Origin of the sequence: Chitinophaga niastensis (assembly GCF_003014755.1) — a bacterium.
GTDB classification, from domain to species: domain Bacteria; phylum Bacteroidota; class Bacteroidia; order Chitinophagales; family Chitinophagaceae; genus Chitinophaga; species Chitinophaga niastensis.
The window spans coordinates 894,841-914,233 of the sequence record NZ_PYAW01000002.1; the positions used below are offsets into that span (position 1 = coordinate 894,841).

Sequence of the window (19,393 nt, forward strand, 5' to 3'; positions counted from 1 at the left end):
TCAGACAATACCCGCTTCAATCCTGGTTGAATTTTGTAACTTTGCTCCATGCAGAAAACTGAAACTTTACAAGAGTTCTATCAGCAGAAATTCAATTGGCTGCCGGAGAACCTGCAACAGGGCATCGGGCATTTTAATGTATTCCGGCTGGAAGACTGTATAGTAGATGGCAGCTTAACGGTTAAGTATAGCCGTCGTGATTTTTATAAGGTGAGCCTGGTGCGGGGTCATAACCTGTTTCATTATGCGGATAAAACAGTGGAGATAAAAGGTACCGCATTGATGTTCTTTAATCCGACGGTGCCCTATTCCTGGGAATCTTTATCCGGCGAGTATGGCGGTTATTTCTGCATTTTTAAAGAATCTTTTTTTACGGAGCAATCAAGAGGTAATATTCATGAACTGCCTATGATGGCGCCAGGAGGAAGACCTACCTATATATTAAACAAAACGCAGGATAAAGAAATAAGTCAGCTGTTTAAGAAGATGCTGGCAGAAATCAATTCTGATTACCTCTATAAATATGACCTTCTCAGGAACTATCTGACAGAAATTATTCACTATGCGCTTAAAATGCAGCCTTCTGAAACGCTGTATCAACACGCAGATGCGAAGTCGCGTATTACGGCTGTCTTTACTGATTTGCTGGAACGGCAGTTCCCTATAGAGTCGCCGGCGCAACGTTTTGTTTTAAGGTCGGCCAATGATTTTGCGAAACAGCTGTTGGTGCATGTTAACCATCTGAACCGCGCTATCCGTGAAACTACCGGTAAAACCACCACCACACACATTTCTGAGCGACTAACCAGCGAAGCTAAAGCCTTATTAAAGCATACCAACTGGAATATCTCAGAAATCAGCTATGCCCTTGGTTTTGAAGAACCTGCGCATTTTAATAACTTTTTTAAGAAGCAAACCAGCGTTACACCCGGTTCTTTCAGAATTGTTTGAATTTTGCAATAATTGGTTTGATTGACGTAATAACCAGTGATGTTTTGTGATCTACTTTTGTGTTAACAAAAAAGCACAAAACTATGAGTAACAAAAAAGTATGGTTTGTAACCGGCGCCTCCAAAGGTTTAGGTAGTATACTGGTACAACAATTATTAGACAAAGGATATAAAGTAGCTGCCACTTCCCGTAATATAGCTGATCTGCGCAAAGTAGCCACCAATAACGACTTTCTCCCATTGGCGGTAGATCTTACCAATGAAAACAGCGTAGGTGATGCTATTGACCAAACTGTAAAACATTTTGGCAGCATTGATGTAGTTGTAAACAATGCCGGTTATGGTCAGATAGGCAGCCTGGAAGAATTATCAGATGAGGAAGCACGCGCTAGTTTTGATGTGAATGTGTTTGGCTCTCTGAATGTGATCCGCAAAGCCATGCCTTATTTAAGGGCGCAGGAATCCGGACATATCTTTAACATCTCCTCCATCGCCGGATTCAATGGTAATTTCCCCGGATTCGGTATTTATTGCGCTACCAAATTTGCGGTAGAAGGTTTTTCAGAATCTCTGGCAGCTGAAGTAAAACCATTTGGTGTGAAGGTAACTATTGTATCGCCTGGTTATTTCAGAACATCATTTCTCTCTGCAGGCTCTTTGGGGGTTCCAGCCAATCAGATAGCTGCATATAAAGAAGTACGGGATACACAAAATGCACATCAGCATAGTATTGACGGCAATCAGGCCGGTGATCCGGTAAAGGCAGTTGCTGCCCTGATTACAGTAGCCGATGCCACCGAAGCACCACTGCACCTGTTCCTGGGTGAAGATGCATATAATATGGCATATCAGAAAATAGCTGCCATAAAAGAAGACCTGGAAACCTGGAAAGAGGTAACAGTCGCTACCGCGGTAGAGGCATAACAGATTGATAGAAGACAGCTATTACACATAAAAGCCGCAGGCATCGCCTGCGGCTTTTATGTGTAATAAGAAAAGGTTTTTGTAAATTTATACAGATGAATTACCAAACCACACTACCACCAAAGCATTTGGCCCATATCATCCGTTTTTTTTGGGAATTGCAAAGTGATTCGGCTTATACTCACTTTGGCATGGCAGATGCTTGTGCGGAAATGCTTTTTCATTATCAGGGAGCATTTGATGAAATGCTGCCAAACGGCAAAACAGAAAAATCGTTTTCTTCCGGCATACAGGGAGTTACAGAGGTAAGAAGGAAATATGTTGTAGATACAGGCTTTGGTATATTTGGTGTTTATTTTTATCCGCATGCTGTACCGCTGCTGTTTGGAATGCCGGCAACCGAATTAAAGGATGTAGCTATTGATTTAAAGACCGTTTTAAAAGCAGATGGAGCAGACCTTGAGGAAAAAATAATGCTCGCGAAAGATAATGCTGAACGGATAGCAATCATTTGCCGGTTTACAGAAACCCGTCTTGCTGCTAACTATACCATAGACCTGCCTGTTTTTGCAGCTGTAAAACATATCATTCATAAAAATCCGGAAACAAGCATAAAAGCACTTGCGCAACAGTATTATTTATCTGAACGACAATTTGAACGACAGTTTAAACATTATACCGGTCTTAACCCTAAGATTTTTACACGTATTGTCCGTTTTCAGGCTGCCATCGCTTACTATAATCAACCCGTTAAGAACCTCGGAACAATAGCCCTTAACTGTGGTTATTATGACCAGGCACATTTTATTAATGAGTTTAAGGCACTTTCAGGAATGCATCCTAAACAATATTTCTCCGGGCTTTGTGGCGCTACGAATTGGATGGACTAACAACACATCATCTTCTTAAAATGTCGGTTTTTTCCAATTTTATTAACAGCACTCTTCGCAACTTTGTATCCAGATCTAACAATTAAATATTGAATATTATGAAAATTCCAGCAGGATACCAGCGCGTAATGCCTTATTTACTATTAAATGATGTTGAAGGCTTCCTTAAGTTTACCCAAAAAGTATTTGGCGCCAAAGAAAAAATGCGCCATAACAGAGAAGGCAGCAACGAAGTTATGCATGCCGAAATAACGATCGGTGACAGCACTATTATGATGGGACAAACCAGTAAAGATTGGGGTGTACAGAATGCTGGTTTGTACATTCATGTAGAGAATGCAGATGAAACATTTAAACAGGCAATCAGCGAAGGCGCAACGGAAGTCATGCCAGTAACAGATCAGTCCTATGGCCGCAGCGGTGGGGTTACTGATCCATTTGGTAATACCTGGTGGGTTACAACAACAGTATAGCTACGCCTGGTTAACTAAAGTTGCAGACCGTACCCTACTGCGACTTTAGTTGGCTATTCTACTTCAATATTGAAATCTTTACCCAATACCAGCTTACCTTCTCTTTCTTCACTACTACCGGGCATTTGCAGCCCTTTTATTTTAGTGGTTTTTCCTTTACTCAGCAAATCAGCGACTTGTTTGTCGCTTAGTTTTTTACCGAGTATTTCAAAAGGTATTTTAAAGCCGCATAATTTGAAATTGGCGCAGCCATAAGCAGTGTTGCCTTTCTTCAGCAAATGTTCTTTGCATTTGGGGCATTGCATTTCTTCTACGCCAACGGCTTTTTTAGGAGCTTTAGGCTTCGCTTCTTTTTTGGGTTTTTCTTTCTCTTCTACTACAGGCGGTGGATCTGGCGCTATCGTGATGAATTTATAACTGGAAGTTTTTACTTCTTTTGTAAGGTCTACTACCATCTGTATCAACTCATCCTTGAAAGTTTCCATGGCATATTCGCCCTTTTCAATTAAGCGCAGTTTACGTTCCCACTGCCCGGTGAGTTCAGCACTTTTCAGTAGTTCCGTCTGGATGGTATCAATGAGGTCCATGCCGGTTTGTGTGGCATAGATATTCTTTTTTTTCTTCTCGATATATTTTCTGCGGAACAATGTTTCGATGATGTTGGCGCGGGTAGATGGACGGCCGATGCCATTGTCTTTTAATACTTCACGCATTTCTTCATCGTCTACCTGTTTACCGGCAGTTTCCATTGCTCTCAGCAAAGTAGCCTCTGTAAAGGCTTTGGGAGGAGATGTTTTCCCCTGATGTACCCTGGGTGTATGTGGACCGGTTTCTCCGGCTACAAAGTGAGGCAGTATTTTTTCTTCTTCCTCACCTTCCTTTTTCTCTTTCACATCATTGGCGTATACTTCTTTCCAGCCTGGCTCAATGATTTGTTTGCCCGTTACTTTAAAAGGTACCTGGCCTACTTTACCCAGCACCGTAGTGTTGGAGATCTTACATTCCGGATAAAAGGCCGCAATGAAGCGGCGGGCTACCAGGTCATAAATACGTTTCTCTTCCAGCGGAAGGCCACCGGGATGCATCCCGGTAGGGATGATGGCATGGTGATCCGTTACTTTTTTATCATCAAAAACTGTTTTCAGCTTTGGAATGGGATTGACCAGCAATGGCGCTGTGAGTGCACTGTAGGGTGTCAGGTCCTGCAGGATGCCCGCCACTTTTGGATGCAAATCTTCGGAGAGGTACGTGGTATCTACTCTTGGGTAGGTGACCAGTTTCTTTTCATACAGATTTTGAATGTATTTGAGGGTATCATCTGCTGAGAAGCCGAATTTTTTATTTGCTTCCACCTGTAAGGCCGTGAGGTCAAACAGGCGGGGATTTCCTTCTTTCCCATCTTTCTTTTCAAAAGAAGTGACCTCAAACGGATGCTCTTTCAGATAAGCGAGCCCTTTGGCAGCTTTATCCGGATTGCGCAAACGATCAATGGTAGCGGTGAATTCTGTTTCCCGGTAAATGGTTTTCAGTTCCCAGTAGTCTTCCGATACGAAGGCATTGATTTCTTTCTGGCGCTGTACAATCATCGCCAGGGTAGGGGTTTGTACGCGCCCGATGGACAATACTACTTTTCCCTGCGCAAACTTTTTGGTGAATAGCCTGGTAGCATTCATGCCCAGGAGCCAGTCGCCGATAGCGCGGGCACTACCTGCCGCGTAGAGGTTATTATATTGATCAGATTCTTTTAATTTAAGAAAACCATCGCGGATAGCCTCCACAGTCAGGGAGGAGATCCATAGCCTTTTTATGGGTACTGCGCATTTTGCTTTCAGCAATACCCAGCGCTGGATCAGTTCTCCTTCCTGGCCGGCATCCCCACAGTTAATTACTTCTTCACATTGCTGTACCAGTGTTTCAATGATTTTAAACTGCTTTTGTACACCTGAGTTTTCAATCAGCTTAATACCGAAGCTGGGCGGGATCATGGGGAGATCTTCCAGTCGCCAGAATTTCCATTGCTCAAAATAATCATGCGGTTCCTTCAGGGTACAGAAATGCCCGAAAGTCCAGGTGACCTGGTAGCCATTGCCTTCGTAGTAGCCATCTTTGCGTTGTTTTGCTCCGATCACTTCTGCGATATCCCTGGCCACACTTGGTTTTTCAGCAATGCAAACTTTCATAATAGCATAAAATTGGGTAACAAATGTCGTATAAATAGTTGTAAATGAGCAGGAGGTATTTTCTACCGGATGACGCGATAATTAAAGGCATCAAGCCGTTGTTTTTATATGGGCATAAACAATAGCCCTTTATTTTATGAAAAGCCAATCACAAGTCATCTTCAGCCTGTGAAATCCAACCCGGCGCATTATTTATTTCTTGCCGTAAAATGAAATTCAATTGTGCTGCATGATGTTGAACATGCCTCATGTTATAAAGTAATATTTCCAGCACAGAATAATTCATAGTTCCTGGCTCCTCTATCCATCGTTCTTTTAATTTTTCCTCTGTCAAGCCTGCGATTAACTTATGACATTTTTCACGGCTTAATTGCAGATAGTCAAGCAATTCCTTTTTACTATAAATGCTGTCTGGTATTACATCGCCTATTGCATCGTCTATTACATCGTCAGGTGCTGCAATGGTGAAGGGTAGTGGTGAAGAAAAGTTTTTGGGCGGAACTGTCAGGTAGTAATCCAGAAATATTAAGCAATGATAAGCATTATAAAAAAACTTTTTGTTGGTATTCCAGTATTCTTCCGGCCATAGTATTATAGCATTTTTAAGCGTATCGATACTTGCTCCGAATTGTTTCCACAGACTTTCTTTTAAAGCATTAATCATAACGTCTTGTGTTATTAAGATATGTTAAAAATAAAGTGATAGTGATTTGAGGGTACAACATGCGGACAAATTTCAACAAATTCTACGGGATTTGTAAAGAATTTCTTTGAAAAAGAAGTTGATAACCGTAAAAATTTCAGTTTTATCCGGGACCTCCTAAAACGAATGATAGTATGCTATAATTTATATCAGGACGGACATTCAACGTTTCGGCAAGGAATACTGCTTTGCCACCTTATTATATCTCTTCAGGTATTTCTTGTTCTTTTTAACTCCCATGGCTGTTACCATACCTGATGTTTCCGCTTTTACCCAATAATTAAAAATGAATTTTTCTGTGTCACGGATAAAAAATATGCGGGAAGGTGTATGATTGGCGTTGCGCAGGATAGCATTTACCAGCAATGTTTTGAGGTTGGCCATGAACCCTCTTTTGGTGGCGTCTTTTTTGTTCAGTACCTGCACATTCAATCTGTTGTAATAGAAATTCATGGTGCCCAATGTGGCGTATTTATTGCCCGACCAGTTGGAATAGATAGTGTCTGCATAACCACGTTTCACCTTTACCGCTGCCATAGGAATAGCTACGGAATTGAAATCAGTTAATTGTATAGGGGCCAGGTAGCTTTGCGCGTAAAAAGAGGACAAGGAATCTCCATAGGATTCGCTGTAAGAAAAATAGTGAATGGGGTTATCGAGTAACCTTCCACTGGCAACCACTAATAGGCTGTCTTTTGCAGTATAAGTGTTACCGAAATTGGTGATGGAAGCAGTAATATCGGTGATGGGTACTGCTGCCCACTTGTTGTTGGCCTTTGATGACTCATTCACAGTAACCGCCGACTGTTGCACAATAATAGAATCTACGTGCAGCGCAAAAGGGATGGTGTAAATTAATTTGGTAGGCATCCCTTTTTCTATGCCATGTTCAAACGGAATTCGTTTATCCCTGGCCGTAGTTAAAGCTGTTTTGTCTACTATGATCTTTTTTATAGTAATAGTAGTATCTGTAGGGAGATGATTAAAGCGGATACCACTGATAGTGAGTGCTGCTCCCTTCACGGTGATGTAATCGCGCTGCCACTTTGTAATGCGGAAGGTTTCCTCCGGGCTTAAATTAGGTGTTACACTATAGTCGTATACGTGAAAAGTGTTTTGTACCGGGTCCCGGCTAAAAGAGCGTGCCTGTATATTTATTTTCCTGTTTTTATAATAGATGCCTCCTTCAATGATGGTGGTATTATCTGCAAATGTTTGCCATGGCAGTTTACTTTGTTGCCAGAAGGTAAAGCCGGCATCATTAAACATGCCGGAAAGCCTTTCAATAGCGAGTTCCATGCTGTCGGCTTTGCGCAGGTGCATATTTATATTGTTCCATTTTAATGAAACGTTCGATATAAATACCAGGTGATTGGCCTTATCTTTTGTGATGTGGCCCTTAGCCAGGGATAGTGTTAGTTGTGGTATAGTGAGTGCGGTGGTGTTGTTGTTTAATTGCAGCTGTGTGATGTCAATGGCGGCGTTGTTGTATTGCAGTAGCCGGTCGCTGTTGAGGTGCATGGCATTGGCAGTAACCGTTATGTTGGTATGGAGGCTAGTAGTATCTTTTATATTAACTTTTGTATAGTGGACATCAGCATTGTTTACTAACAGTTTATCCATAGTGATGTGTAGTGGCACTGCTTTTTGCTGTTGCTTTTCAGGTGTTCCGGTGGTGTATATCTCTATTTGCGGCTGATCTGTTGTAAGGGAGTGAATAGCGAGGTGGCGGACATCTGTGGTGTGAATATTGGTTTGCAGCGTTAGCACAGGCGCCTGTAATTTAGTATACCCGTTAGCGTTATGAATGGTTGCATTTACATTTTCAATCCTGGTTGTGCCATTGCTGTTCAAAATAATGGCAGCACTGGTAGCTTTCATTTTTTCGTTATCTATGGATATATTATAGAACTGGCCGGCAGCGCGTGCCCAGGTAATAAATTGCTGCTTTGTGCGGATATTACTCAATGATATGTTAGTAGCGTTGAAATGAGCTTGTATGCCGATGCCCGCATTGTGAAACTGAAGGTTGTTGATATCCAGCCTGGCAATACGGATAACAGGCAGGTTTTTGGATGAGTGTGGCTTTTCAGGAGTACTGTGGGCATTGATATTTAATTCGCCGATACGCAGCACATCTATTTGTATATCTTTTGTTTTTTGAAATACATCCCAGTCAAACACTTCCCAGTAGAAGTGTTTGCCGGATATGATAGTTCCGTTTGGGAGAGAAACTTCCAGTCTTTCTCCCCTGTTCTGACGATGGAGGCCATCAAAGACATAGTTGCTGGCCAATACTTTTATTTTATCAGATTGTATGCTCACTTCTTTAATATGCAGATCAGGCATGGCGTGTTTTATATCTACCAGTGAATCGCTCATGAAAAATTTATGCAATAAAATATCTGTGTTCACACTTTTTAAACTTAATACCATGGATGATTTCCCGGAAAATTTGAAATTAACATTCCCATCAGTGATGTGGAAATTATTCACCTGTATTAATTCACTTAATCCATGCAGGGTCTGATAAAAGGCAGCCATCTTTACAGTTGTATCTGTTGCTGCTTTGATCTTTCTCTTTTGTTTATTTAAATAAGTGATGCGGGGTTGGTGCAATTCTGCATCATCGGCTTTTAATCTTTTTCTCAACAGCTCTTCCAGGCTCACATTTTTGAGCAGCAATATAGGGGCAACAAAGGTTAAGCCTTTACCGGTATGGTTCATGGGAGTAGGCTCATACACTACATTTTCAAAAATTACATCGTTGTGGTGTAATGTAAATTCATCTACAGTTAACTGAAACATACTATCCAGTGAATAGAATTTTATTTTATTGAGATTTAACTGAATACTGTCTGTGCTGATAGCGGGGGTGCTATCATGCATGATAGTGAGGTTGTAGATGCTTACATTTGTTTTCTGCGTGCTGCCGGTAGTGGTATTTCCCCTGAGTAATAATGCACCGTCTTTTACGGTGATATATTTAATATTTATTTTTTTGAACAATGCAGTAGAAATGCTGTCTATTGTTTTGGGGCTGCCTTTAGCAGTGGTTTTGGTACCAGGAAATTTTAATACCGGTTTTATACATACGAGGGTATCTATCAACAGTTCTTCCCGCATGTAAATAGCGGGGAGGTGCCTGGCGCTGAAATAAAATTTATCTGCATTCAGCGACATTTCCCCTTTATCCGGAGTGGCGGCACTAAAAATGGTGCAGGAGTCTAATTCAAATACCTGTTTCCTGCCTGAGAAATGCAGCCGTTTGAAACTGATGGTATTCCTGCCATCGGGGAGTATCCATTGTTGGTTATCAAAAGAAAAATCTACATCATCAGAGCCCAGTATATGATTATCGGAACTGGTAACGCTGGAGAAATTGACGATGGAGAAATTGAAATGATCCACATGCAACGGAGCTGCTGGTCCGTTGAGCCTACTATAGGTAAAAGATCCATCCTGTAAATGAATAATGCGTGCATTTACATATTGCAGGGTGTTTTCCAGGTTATTTAATATGTTAGACAGCTGAAAATTTCCCTGTATACTTTTGCGGGCTACATGCTCATGGATCATGAGCTGCGGGCGCAGGATAGACAAGCTGTCTACCGACAATTTTTTATTGAAGATCAGGTCCTTCCAGGATTGAATGGAAAGATATACCCTGGGTATTTTCACATCATAATGGGAATCTGCGTGCAGGGTATCTTTGCAAAACAGGATAACATGATTCAGTGTTATATTTTTATTCCAGAGGGAAACGTCAATATCTCCCGCATCAAATTCGTAGGTGTCGTTTGATTCTTTTTTTACCGCATATTTTGCAATCTCTTTGAACTTATATACGGTTATATAGTAAAGTAGTCCACCTGCTACTATGCGAATAAGCAGCAGTATCAGCAGCCATTTAATCCATTTTTTTTGTTTGGAAGATATTTTCATTTACTGTATATAGATTCCCATGGATAACACAACTGTTTTACTGATAGTTCTTGTAAAACCATTTTTTTGTCAGTTCTGCTGATAAAATATATAACGCAACAATGCCCAGCATTGCCAGGTAAAATTTGAGCGGTACAGCTACAAAGCCCAGCAGGTGGGCAAATGGGAGCAATGGTAGTAACAATGTAAACAATGCTACAAACAGGGTGGCAGCAAAGAGGTATTTACCTGGTTTGCTTTGTGTAAACCTTTTGCGGGTGCGTACCACCAGTACAATTAATGTGGCGGATACGACGGACTCAATAAACCAGCCTGTTTGAAATTCCTGCTCTCCGGCTTTAAACCATAATAAAAGCACGCCAAAAGTGAGGTAATCAAATACAGAGCTAAGGATACCAAAGGTGAGCATAAAACGTTTGATGAAACCAATATCCCAGCGACGTGGTTTGCTGATCCAGTCATCGTCTACGGTATCTGCTGCCAGTGCCATAGCAGGAAGGTCTGTCATGAGGTTGGTCAGCAGGATCTGTTTGGGTAACAAAGGTAAAAAAGACAGGAAGAGCGAAGCACCGGCCATGCTGAACATATTGCCAAAGTTAGCGCTGGTGGCCATGAAGATGTACTTTTGTGTATTGGCAAAGGTGCGCCGGCCTTCTTTTACTCCTTCCAGCAGTACGTTCAGGTCCTGGTTAAGCAATACGATAGCAGCAGCTTCTTTTGCTACGTCTACAGCGCTATCTACCGACAGGCCTACATCTGCGGCATGCAGGGCAGATGCATCGTTAATACCATCTCCCATATAACCTACTACTTTACCTGCTTTTTTGAGGGCCAGGATAATACGTTCCTTGTGGTTAGGTTCTACTTCGGCAAATACATCTGTAATCAGTACCTGGTGTAGCAATGCTTCATCACTCATCAATCGCATTTTAGCACCTGTCAGAATAACTGCGTCGGGCATACCAATTTGCCCGGTCATATTTTTAGCGATGAGGGCATTGTCTCCTGTAATAACTTTTAATTGGATACCCAGTGCCCTTAATTCATTGATCGTATCTGCTATGCCTGCTTTGGGCGGATCATACAGGGATACAAATCCGGCGAAGATCATTTCTTTCTCATCTTCCTTATGTATGATGCCGTTGTTCTTCCAGTCCTTGTATGCGATGCCTAATGTGCGGTAGCCTTTAGCACTGAGCGATTCATACGTTTGCTGGATCTGTGTGCTCAAGCCTTCAATAGGGATTACTGCACCTGCAGCATTGAGTGCGCGGTTGCATACGGCTGTAACCTGGTTAAGGGCTCCTTTGGTGATAAGCATAGGAGGATGATCAGCCGCTTGTACCAACAGTGTGAGGCGCTTGCGGATAAAATCGTAAGGTATTTCATCCAGCCGGGTAGCCTCGTGGAAGTCTGGCAGATCGAGGGCTGCAATGGCTTCATCTATAGGATTTTTAAATCCCTGTTGCAGGGTAGAATTCATTTTTGCCAGGGCCAGTACTGCATTGTTTTGCTGACCGTAACAATCTGAAGCTTCATGTACTTTTACTTTTCCTTCCGTTAGGGTACCTGTCTTATCTGAACACAGGGTGTCCATGCTGCCAAAGTTTTCGATGGAGCTCAGGCGCTTTACAATTACCTGTTTTGCTGCCATTCTGCGTGCACCACTGGCCATGTTGACGGTGATGATGGCAGGTAGTAGCTGTGGGGTAAGTCCTACGGCTATTGCAAGTGTAAACAGCAACGATTCTAAAATGGGTTTGTGCAGCATTACATTGGTGGTGAAAATAAGGATCACCATGATCATGGTAATTTGCATCAGCAGATAACCAAATTTTCTGATGCCATGTGCAAACTCTGTTTCCGGAATAGTGGTTTTAAGACTTTGACTGATATGCCCAAACTCTGTGGCAGTACCGGTTTTTACTACCAGGGCCTTTGCGGTGCCGCTGATAACATGACTACCCATGAATAAGGCGTTGGTTCGTTTAGCCAGCACCGTATCTTCCGGCAAAACACCGGGTAGCTTTTCTACCGGAAACGTTTCACCGGTAAAAGTGGCTTCATCTATAAATAATTCGCTGGACTCCATTATTAAACAATCTGCAGGGATTAAGTCTCCGGCGTGGAGGAGTATCACATCTCCCGGCACAATTTCTTCTACGGGTATATCTCCGCTTTTATTATTCCGTATCACGGTAGCTTTGATGCGTACCATTGCCAGGAGCTGCGCAATAGCATTACCGGCGGCCTTTTCCTGCCAGAAGCCGAGCATACTGCTGAGTAATACGATGATGACGATAATGACAGCATCAGTGTTATCACTCAACGCATAAGACAGTGCAGCTGCCAATAGTAAGATGATGGTAATAGGGCTTTTAAACTGGCTTAAAAACAATAAAAAGGTCGTTTGGCGTTTGGTGGACTGAATGGTATTTAGTCCGTATGTTTTCCGCCGGTTTTCTGCTTCACTATTTGTTAGTCCCGCTGGTGTTGCATTTAGTTCCTGCAATACTGTGGGGATATCCTTTGACCAGCAATTGTTTTTGTTATCCATAGGAGTGCCCGTTTTCATGCTTATAAATATAAGCTAAAATACAGGGCATACAATGGATTTATGCTACGCTCTCTGGGATTGAAACAAGGCCGGTTACTAATACTGGACCAGGACAGCAGTATTGCAGATCGCCTCGCAAAAGTGAGAAGGAGTCTGCATATCTGCTACCTGGTTCAGTTTGTATTGTTTTTATTGATATTCTTTTGTGGTGTTTTTAAATTCAGTTAATATTTTAAAGAGATGATGGCGTGGTAGCTCGTTTTTTATAACGTATCCGCATAATGCTGGGCAATACAATCAGCAATAACGGTAACGCCAGTATGAAACCACCTATCACGGCTATAGCCAGAGGCTGATGCAATTGTGCGCCGGTACCAATTCCCAGTGCAATAGGCATCAGTGCAATGATAGCGCCTAAGGCAGTCATCAGTTTAGGGCGTAAACGGGTGGATATAGCGTATACAATGGCTTCGTCTGCGTTTTGTGTATGGTGCATCGATTCTTTGAACTGTAAGAACGTGAAGATGGCATTTTCTCCGATGATGCCCACAATCATAATCAAGCCAGTGTAGCTGCCTACGTTCAGCGGTGTATGGGTAATGTACAAGGCAATATAACTGCCTGCAATACCTAATACGGCCACCATCAGGATAATCAGTGCATCTACAAAGTCTTTGTAGAGAAATAAAATGACACCAAATACAAGTAAGCTGGCAGTAATCAGTATCAGCAATAGTTCATGAAAGGACTGTTGCTGATCTGCATATGCACCGCCATAGGTGATGCTGTAGCCGGGAGGTAACAGTATCTCTGCGGTTACTTTCTGGCTGATCTCTTTCATTACAGAACCAAGGTCGCGGTTATCCAGCCGGGCGGTAACAATGCCCATAGACTGTAGATTTTCCCGCGCTATTTCTGCTTCACCGGTATTTACTTTTACGTTCGCAAGATCATTGATAGGTCGCAGTCTGCCATTCGGTAAAAAGATCTGGAGGCGGTTAATATCTGCTACATTCAATGCAGTGCTGCCCGGATATACCAGTCGTATATTAGACAGTTGCTCCTTTTCAAACACGGCGCCTGATACATTTCCTTCCAGGGCTGTTTGCAGCTGAAACTGCAGGTTGGCGGGTGTTATACCGTATTGCGCCAACAGCTTGCTATTAGGTTCCATTGTAATAGACGGACCCGCAATTACGATGCCGTCGAATACATCTGCAGTGCCTTTTACTTTGCTGATCAATGCGGCTACCTGTTTGGATAATTCCTGTAGTTTTTGCTGATCGTTACCAAATATTTTTATTTCTACCGGCTGTACAGAAGTCATCAGATCCCCGAGCATATCTCCGATCACCTGGCCAAAATCTATGCGCAGCGCGGGTTGTGTGGATTCTACCTGTTTACGTATCGCATCAATTACCGCATTGGTAGTAGCCTTGTGGCCTTTTTTTAACTGAATAAGATAATCACCACGATTAGGCTCTGTGATAAAGAACCCCATTTGTGTACCCGTACGCCGGGAGTAGGCTTCTACATCCGGGATAGCGGTAATGATCTTTTCTACCTGCCGCAACATGCGGTCGGTTTCCTCCAGTGAGGTACCGGGAGGGGAGCTGTAATCCAGTACAATACTACCTTCATCCATCTCCGGTAAAAAGCCCGTTTCCAGTTGGGGCAGTATAAACACAATAGCCAGTACCAGTCCAACAATGAATATACCACTCACCCATGGGCGGGTGATGAACCAGGTAACCCAGCGTTGTTTTTTTACATCATGTCCCTGGTGTACCTGTTTGGCAGCAGTACGCTCTTTTTTGGTATTGGTGAGCAGCAGGTAAATAACCGGTAACCCAATCCAGGTAACCAGGAAGGAGCATACCAGGGTGATGATCATGGTATTGGTCATCACTTTGAAATATGCGCCGGCTACACCTGTCATCAATAAAAATGGCAGGAAGATAACGATGGTACTGAGCGAAGATCCCAGCATTGCCGGGAATAAGTAGTTGATCGCTTTTTGAATAAGAACAGTTGTAGGTTCGTCCGGATGTTCTTCATGCGTCCGGTGTATTTGTTCCACCACTACAATGGCGTCATCAATGATCAATCCTATGGCCGCAGCAATGGCGCCCAGCGTCATGATGTTAAAGGTTTGTCCTGTAGCGTATAATACAATCAGCGTAAGCAGTAAGGTAACTGGTATGGTAATAAGTATAGTGGCACTGGCTTTGAGCGATCGTAGAAAGATGATAGCTACGATGATGGCCAGGAATAACCCGATCCACAAGCTGTCGGTTACGCTTTTGATAGCATCTTTTACAAAATCAGCCTGTACATAATAGGGTGAGATCTTCACATCCGCCGGCAATGTTTTTTTCAGCGCATTGATTTTCTGCTGCATGCGGTCGGAGAGGTCCACCAGGTTGGCATTGGGCTGTTTGATCACTGCAATGAGGATACCATCCCTGCCATTTGCATTTACTTTAATGTATTCTTTTGCTTCGCGGATAGCCACATCTGCTATGTCGCTCAGCGTAACAATACGTTTGCCGTTATTGCTGACAACAAGGTTATTAAGTTTCTCCTTTGTATCTACCAGTGCATCCGTTACCGTTAGGTACAGCAGCCGGTAATCCGACAGGTATCCGTTGGATTTAATGAAGTTGGTCTGGTTAAGGGCAGTGTTGATAATATCCGGGGTGATGCCAAACGTATTCATTTTCTGCATGTTCAGCTGCACCCAATACTCCTTGTTTTTGCCACCAATGACGCGGATTTCAGACACCCCTTCCACCTGTGAGAGGAACGGTTTGATAGTATAGGTGGCCAGGTATTTCAGGTCAATAGGAGAGCGGTCAGGACTTTCTATCGTATAGCCGCTAACCGGTAGTATGGAAGGATTCATCCTTTCCACATTGATCTGTATATCCGGCGGTAATACATTTTTGATCTCCCCGATTTTGGATTCAATACGTTGCTGACTGATATTGATATCTGCCTGCCAATCCATGTAGGCAGATATTTCGCAACTACCCCTGCTGGTAGTACTGCGGATCAATTTTAAATCAGGCACCTGCTTGATAGCCAGTTCCAGCGGCCGCGTAACGGTGATCATCATTTTATTGACCGGCTGCTGACCTGCATCTGCTATGATCTTTATTTTTGGAAAAGTGATCTCCGGAAAGAGTGCCGACTGTATTTTACCATAAGTAAACAGCCCACCTGCTATGATAATCACCAGTAATACGGTAACAGGATTTTTATATGCGAGAAAGAAATTTTTCATACCTGTTATTTATTTACTATGCTGACGGTGGCGGTATCGGACAAGCCATAGTTACCACTGATAAGGATTTTGTCCTGTGCCGTTAATGGCGGCGATAATACTTCTATCTTATTATCCGATTCCATTCCTTTCTGAATCGGCACTTTTACAGCGGTGGTGCTGTCCAGCATTTTCATGATCCAGTATTCACTTTGCGATTCATTGGAAAGTACAGCTGCTTTAGGAACAAATACTGCATTAGGTTTCAGCGATTTAAGGAGTCGTACTTTGGCAATCAGGTTTTCAGGAATCAGTTTTGTGGTATGTACCCTGATGACATAGTTCTGTGTTTGTGAAACGGAATCTACTGTAGGTAACGGTGATTCCATGTGGCCGGGCAGCTTTTGACCATCCGGTAACAGTACTTCTACCGTATTGTTTTTGGGTATGTAGGCGGTGAGTTCGTAAGGAAGATTGAGTACAAATACAAAGCTGTTATCATCAGAGATGGTAGCCAGCTGTTCTCCGTCCTGTACGTAGTTGCCGGCCTGCGTAGCTAACTGTGTAATATAGCCGTTACCGGGAGCCTTGATAGGAATAAGCCCGGTAAAACGAAAAGAAGAATCGAGTTTGTTGATGGTGTTACCCAGGTTTTCCGCTTCTTTTGTTTTCAGTGAAAACAGCAGTTGTCCGCGGGTAACGTGTTGTCCCAGTTTTATATTAGCAGCCTGCAGATAACCATTGGCTACTGCCTTCACATAGGTCTTTAATAAAAAAGAAGATGTCGCATTTAGTACAACTGCATCTTCCATGTTACCGGTTTCCGGATTGGCTACTGTTACCGGCGTGCCTGTTGCCGCAGTTTTTTCTTCTGCTGCGGGAGCATTGGTATGACAGGAGGAGGTAATAACGAGCAGTGTTGCGCTGAGCAGTTGTAATAATTTCATGGCTTGTATCAATTAGCACTGTTCCAGTAATTAATCTGATTAATCAGCTGGTATTTATTTACAATATTTTGTGTGATAATATTTTTCGCATTCAGGTAGTTGTTGATAGCAATAACATAATCTGCTATCCGTACATCTCCGTGTACCAGCAATTGCCTGTTCGCCTGCATGAGGCCATCAGCATAAGTTATCTGTGTATTGGCCTGCTCAATCAGTTGTTGGGTAGACTGTAACTGCTGCGAGAGCTGCTGTATTTGCTGGTAATATTGCCGCGAATAAAATTCCTGGTAATTTTTCCGTGTTTGTTCGGAAATAGCAATTTTATTGTGCTGCATTTTTCGTTGTTTTCCATCATAAATGGGAATGGACAAACTAACGCCGGCGCTTACACCAAAATTTTTATAGGGGTCCAGCGCTAAGGTAGAGTTGAAGCCACCGTCTGTATAGAGATTGACCTTAGGGCGATAAGCTAAATTAATTTGTGCATCGCTGTTGCTCAGCTGCAGGCTATCTATCTCAAACTGGTGAAAAAATATCGTGTTTTCCAGGTAAGGTAAATGATCCATCAGCAGTGCGGGGTCCGGTAAAGGTGTTAGGGCGGTATCCGCGATGCCGCAGAGGTAATTCAGTTGTGCAAAGTTGTTCTGATAGGTAGTTTGCAGTTGTTTTAGCAGTAATCCCTGTTGCTGCAGTGTAACCAGGAAAGTCAGATAATCTATTTGTTTATAGGTACCCGTTTTTGTGAGTTGTTTCAGGATAACTTCCTCATCTTTCAACAACGTTAATACTTTGCTGTTGAAATTATATTGCTCCCAGTCGCCATAGGCCGTGATATATTGCGCAATAATATTTTTTCTGAGATCCTGTTCAGATATTCTGGCCGTATTCCGGGTTCCCTGGTTTTGTATCGCAATACCCGCCAGTTGGTTGTTGAGGTTTTTTTTGCCGTTTAATTCTTTAGTGGCTGTAACCAGCGCACTTACCTGGGCACCGTTGGTAATAGCATTATCATATCCCCAACCGCGAACGGCTGGTGCATAGGTACTGTTACTAACGCCATTTACCTGCGGCCCGTAAGCGGCGCGCAGGCGCAGGCTATCTATTTGTGCTGCTCTGATCTGGTTCTGATAGTCCTTCAGCAGGGGACTGTTCTGTTTGCCCTGATCCAGGTAATAGTGCAAATTCTTTTCCTGAGCAAATGCATGCAGCGAAAAGAAGATGAGTATTAGTAAAATCCCTTTTTGTTTCATCAATCACGTATTGGTTTAATCATCTGCTGAAGGCTATTGCAACATTTTTTAAATGTCTTTACTTAACCTTTTTGTTCTTTCAGAAAATTTCCTTTGCTATCAAAAATCACATCTTTACCATTCACCTCAGCTTCATAGTTGATATCTCCGTTTGCTTTCTTTATTTCTGCTGTTTCTTTGATCTTAGCACCTTTGTAATGGGAAGCTACGTATTCAGCAGCAGCTTTTGGTAATGCAGTAACGGCAATAGCAGTTTCTGTTTCCATCCAGGTACCTTTGGCATCATATACAGCAGATATGTGTTTGCCGTTTTCTTTAAATCCTGCTTCGTAATTTTTATTTTCAAGTTCCCATTTAACGCCGGTAGCAGCCGGGAAACTTTTTGCAAAAGCCGCTTTTGCAGGGGCGGGTACTTTTGACTGATCAATTTTTTGTGCGAAAGCGGATGCGCTTATAAGCACTAATCCGATAATTGCGTAGTTCTTCATGATTATTTTATTTTCAACAAAAGTAAAACGCAATTCTGTGTTACTTCTGTAGCATTATGATGCTACCAGTTTAGCAATGCCAAACGCAGCAGCAGCGGCCAATACACCAATCATCGTTACTTTTAAAGCACCCTTTACCGGCGGCTGTCCGGTTACCTTGCTTTTGAAATACCCAAATACAAATAAACAGATGATAGTGAGGATGGTTGATCCTACTAATCCACGTTGAGGCGTATCCGTAAAAAGATAGGCAGATAATGGCAGTAAGCCCCCTATAAAATAGGAGATGCCAATGGTAAGGGCACTTTGCCGGGCCCTGTCCGGATGTGGTGCTTCAAGACCGAGTTCAAATTTCATCATGAAGTGGACCCATTTTGTTTTGTCTTTAGACAATTCCGATGCAATCAGGTTTTGTGCTTCCATACTTAAACCGTATTCGGCAAATATTTCTTTTACTTCTTCCATCTCTTTCTCGGGCACGCTTTCTACTTCTTCATATTCCCGTTTTAATTCACTTTCATAATGTTCGAGTTCTGTTTTCCCGGCGAGATAACCACCGAGGCCCATAGCAATACATCCGGCTACAATTTCGGCGATGCCGGCGGTGAGGATAATGCCGTTGCTAGTCACGGCCCCGCTGAGGCCCGCTGCGAGGGCAAAAGGAACTGTTAACCCGTCACTCATGCCTATAACCATGTCTGTTATGAAATCCGAGCTTTTTAAATGTTCTTCCGTATGCATCTTAGGGGAGGGTTTGAGAATAAGTTATGAATATTCTTTGATATAGTTGCAAACCTACAAACAGATATCGTTATCTGAAT

At 42.7% G+C, this 19,393-nt stretch carries 14 protein-coding genes; 5 read left to right on the forward strand and 9 right to left on the reverse strand.

Annotated features, from left to right (window positions below; genetic code table 11):
• The first annotated feature begins 48 nt into the window (after nt 1-48).
• From CLV51_RS12280 to CLV51_RS12295, 4 genes are all read left to right on the forward strand, one after another.
• On the forward strand, nt 49-951 hold the full coding sequence (locus CLV51_RS12280; protein ID WP_106528318.1) for a helix-turn-helix domain-containing protein: 903 nt from the start codon (nt 49-51) through the stop codon (nt 949-951).
• A gap of 83 nt (nt 952-1,034) precedes the next feature.
• A complete protein-coding gene (locus CLV51_RS12285) occupies nt 1,035-1,874 on the forward strand; it encodes an oxidoreductase (protein WP_106528319.1) in 840 nt (279 codons plus the stop codon).
• A 95-nt stretch (nt 1,875-1,969) separates the two neighbouring features.
• Nucleotides 1,970-2,764, forward strand: coding sequence for a helix-turn-helix domain-containing protein (locus CLV51_RS12290; protein ID WP_106528320.1), 795 nt, complete (start codon nt 1,970-1,972; stop codon nt 2,762-2,764).
• A gap of 98 nt (nt 2,765-2,862) precedes the next feature.
• Nucleotides 2,863-3,237: a VOC family protein gene (locus CLV51_RS12295; protein WP_106528321.1), complete on the forward strand. Its 375-nt coding sequence runs from the start codon at nt 2,863-2,865 to the stop codon at nt 3,235-3,237.
• Between the two features lie 53 nt (nt 3,238-3,290).
• Here CLV51_RS12295 and CLV51_RS12300 read toward each other — a convergent pair whose 3' ends face one another.
• The 4 genes from CLV51_RS12300 to mgtA form a co-directional block, all read right to left on the reverse strand.
• Nucleotides 3,291-5,417: a type IA DNA topoisomerase gene (locus CLV51_RS12300; protein WP_106528322.1), complete on the reverse strand. Its 2,127-nt coding sequence runs from the start codon at nt 5,415-5,417 to the stop codon at nt 3,291-3,293.
• Nucleotides 5,418-5,565: 148 nt separating this feature from the next.
• Nucleotides 5,566-6,081: a DinB family protein gene (locus CLV51_RS12305; protein ID WP_106528323.1), complete on the reverse strand. Its 516-nt coding sequence runs from the start codon at nt 6,079-6,081 to the stop codon at nt 5,566-5,568.
• 201 nt (nt 6,082-6,282) lie between these two features.
• Complete coding sequence (locus tag CLV51_RS12310; protein WP_106528324.1) at nt 6,283-10,065, reverse strand: hypothetical protein; 3,783 nt, start codon at nt 10,063-10,065, stop codon at nt 6,283-6,285.
• A 37-nt stretch (nt 10,066-10,102) separates the two neighbouring features.
• A complete protein-coding gene (gene mgtA, locus CLV51_RS12315) occupies nt 10,103-12,640 on the reverse strand; it encodes a magnesium-translocating P-type ATPase (protein ID WP_245898697.1) in 2,538 nt (845 codons plus the stop codon).
• Between the two features lie 42 nt (nt 12,641-12,682).
• Between mgtA and CLV51_RS29110 the strand changes: the two genes are divergently transcribed.
• The gene (locus CLV51_RS29110; protein WP_158266985.1) at nt 12,683-12,850 is read left to right on the forward strand and encodes a hypothetical protein; all 168 of its coding nucleotides are present in this window, start codon (nt 12,683-12,685) and stop codon (nt 12,848-12,850) included.
• A 4-nt stretch (nt 12,851-12,854) separates the two neighbouring features.
• Here the strand turns inward: CLV51_RS29110 and CLV51_RS12320 are convergent, their stop codons facing one another.
• The 5 genes from CLV51_RS12320 to CLV51_RS12340 all read right to left on the reverse strand — a co-directional run bounded on the left by CLV51_RS12320 (nt 12,855) and on the right by CLV51_RS12340 (nt 19,313).
• Nucleotides 12,855-15,908, reverse strand: a complete 3,054-nt coding sequence (locus tag CLV51_RS12320; RefSeq protein WP_106528326.1) for an efflux RND transporter permease subunit — start codon at nt 15,906-15,908, stop codon at nt 12,855-12,857.
• A 5-nt stretch (nt 15,909-15,913) separates the two neighbouring features.
• Nucleotides 15,914-16,834: an efflux RND transporter periplasmic adaptor subunit gene (locus CLV51_RS12325; RefSeq protein WP_106528327.1), complete on the reverse strand. Its 921-nt coding sequence runs from the start codon at nt 16,832-16,834 to the stop codon at nt 15,914-15,916.
• An 8-nt stretch (nt 16,835-16,842) separates the two neighbouring features.
• Nucleotides 16,843-18,084 carry a TolC family protein gene (locus tag CLV51_RS12330; RefSeq protein ID WP_106528328.1) on the reverse strand — a complete coding sequence of 414 codons (1,242 nt, stop codon included), beginning with the start codon at nt 18,082-18,084 and terminating at the stop codon, nt 16,843-16,845.
• 62 nt (nt 18,085-18,146) lie between these two features.
• Complete coding sequence (locus CLV51_RS12335; protein WP_106528329.1) at nt 18,147-18,572, reverse strand: PepSY-like domain-containing protein; 426 nt, start codon at nt 18,570-18,572, stop codon at nt 18,147-18,149.
• 54 nt (nt 18,573-18,626) lie between these two features.
• A complete protein-coding gene (locus CLV51_RS12340) occupies nt 18,627-19,313 on the reverse strand; it encodes a VIT1/CCC1 transporter family protein (protein WP_106528330.1) in 687 nt (228 codons plus the stop codon).
• Between the last annotated feature and the right edge of the window lie 80 nt (nt 19,314-19,393).

What these genes read in the sequence shown, in the direction of transcription:
- CLV51_RS12280 (WP_106528318.1), top strand. Translation starts at nt 49, where the DNA reads ATGCAGAAAACTGAAACTTTACAAGAGTTCTATCAGCAGAAATTCAAT.
- CLV51_RS12285 (WP_106528319.1), top strand. Translation starts at nt 1,035, where the DNA reads ATGAGTAACAAAAAAGTATGGTTTGTAACCGGCGCCTCCAAAGGTTTA.
- CLV51_RS12290 (WP_106528320.1), top strand. Translation starts at nt 1,970, where the DNA reads ATGAATTACCAAACCACACTACCACCAAAGCATTTGGCCCATATCATC.
- CLV51_RS12295 (WP_106528321.1), top strand. Translation starts at nt 2,863, where the DNA reads ATGAAAATTCCAGCAGGATACCAGCGCGTAATGCCTTATTTACTATTA.
- CLV51_RS12300 (WP_106528322.1), bottom strand. Translation starts at nt 5,417, where the DNA reads ATGAAAGTTTGCATTGCTGAAAAACCAAGTGTGGCCAGGGATATCGCA.
- CLV51_RS12305 (WP_106528323.1), bottom strand. Translation starts at nt 6,081, where the DNA reads ATGATTAATGCTTTAAAAGAAAGTCTGTGGAAACAATTCGGAGCAAGT.
- CLV51_RS12310 (WP_106528324.1), bottom strand. Translation starts at nt 10,065, where the DNA reads ATGAAAATATCTTCCAAACAAAAAAAATGGATTAAATGGCTGCTGATA.
- mgtA (WP_245898697.1), bottom strand. Translation starts at nt 12,640, where the DNA reads ATGAAAACGGGCACTCCTATGGATAACAAAAACAATTGCTGGTCAAAG.
- CLV51_RS29110 (WP_158266985.1), top strand. Translation starts at nt 12,683, where the DNA reads ATGCTACGCTCTCTGGGATTGAAACAAGGCCGGTTACTAATACTGGAC.
- CLV51_RS12320 (WP_106528326.1), bottom strand. Translation starts at nt 15,908, where the DNA reads ATGAAAAATTTCTTTCTCGCATATAAAAATCCTGTTACCGTATTACTG.
- CLV51_RS12325 (WP_106528327.1), bottom strand. Translation starts at nt 16,834, where the DNA reads ATGAAATTATTACAACTGCTCAGCGCAACACTGCTCGTTATTACCTCC.
- CLV51_RS12330 (WP_106528328.1), bottom strand. Translation starts at nt 18,084, where the DNA reads ATGAAACAAAAAGGGATTTTACTAATACTCATCTTCTTTTCGCTGCAT.
- CLV51_RS12335 (WP_106528329.1), bottom strand. Translation starts at nt 18,572, where the DNA reads ATGAAGAACTACGCAATTATCGGATTAGTGCTTATAAGCGCATCCGCT.
- CLV51_RS12340 (WP_106528330.1), bottom strand. Translation starts at nt 19,313, where the DNA reads ATGCATACGGAAGAACATTTAAAAAGCTCGGATTTCATAACAGACATG.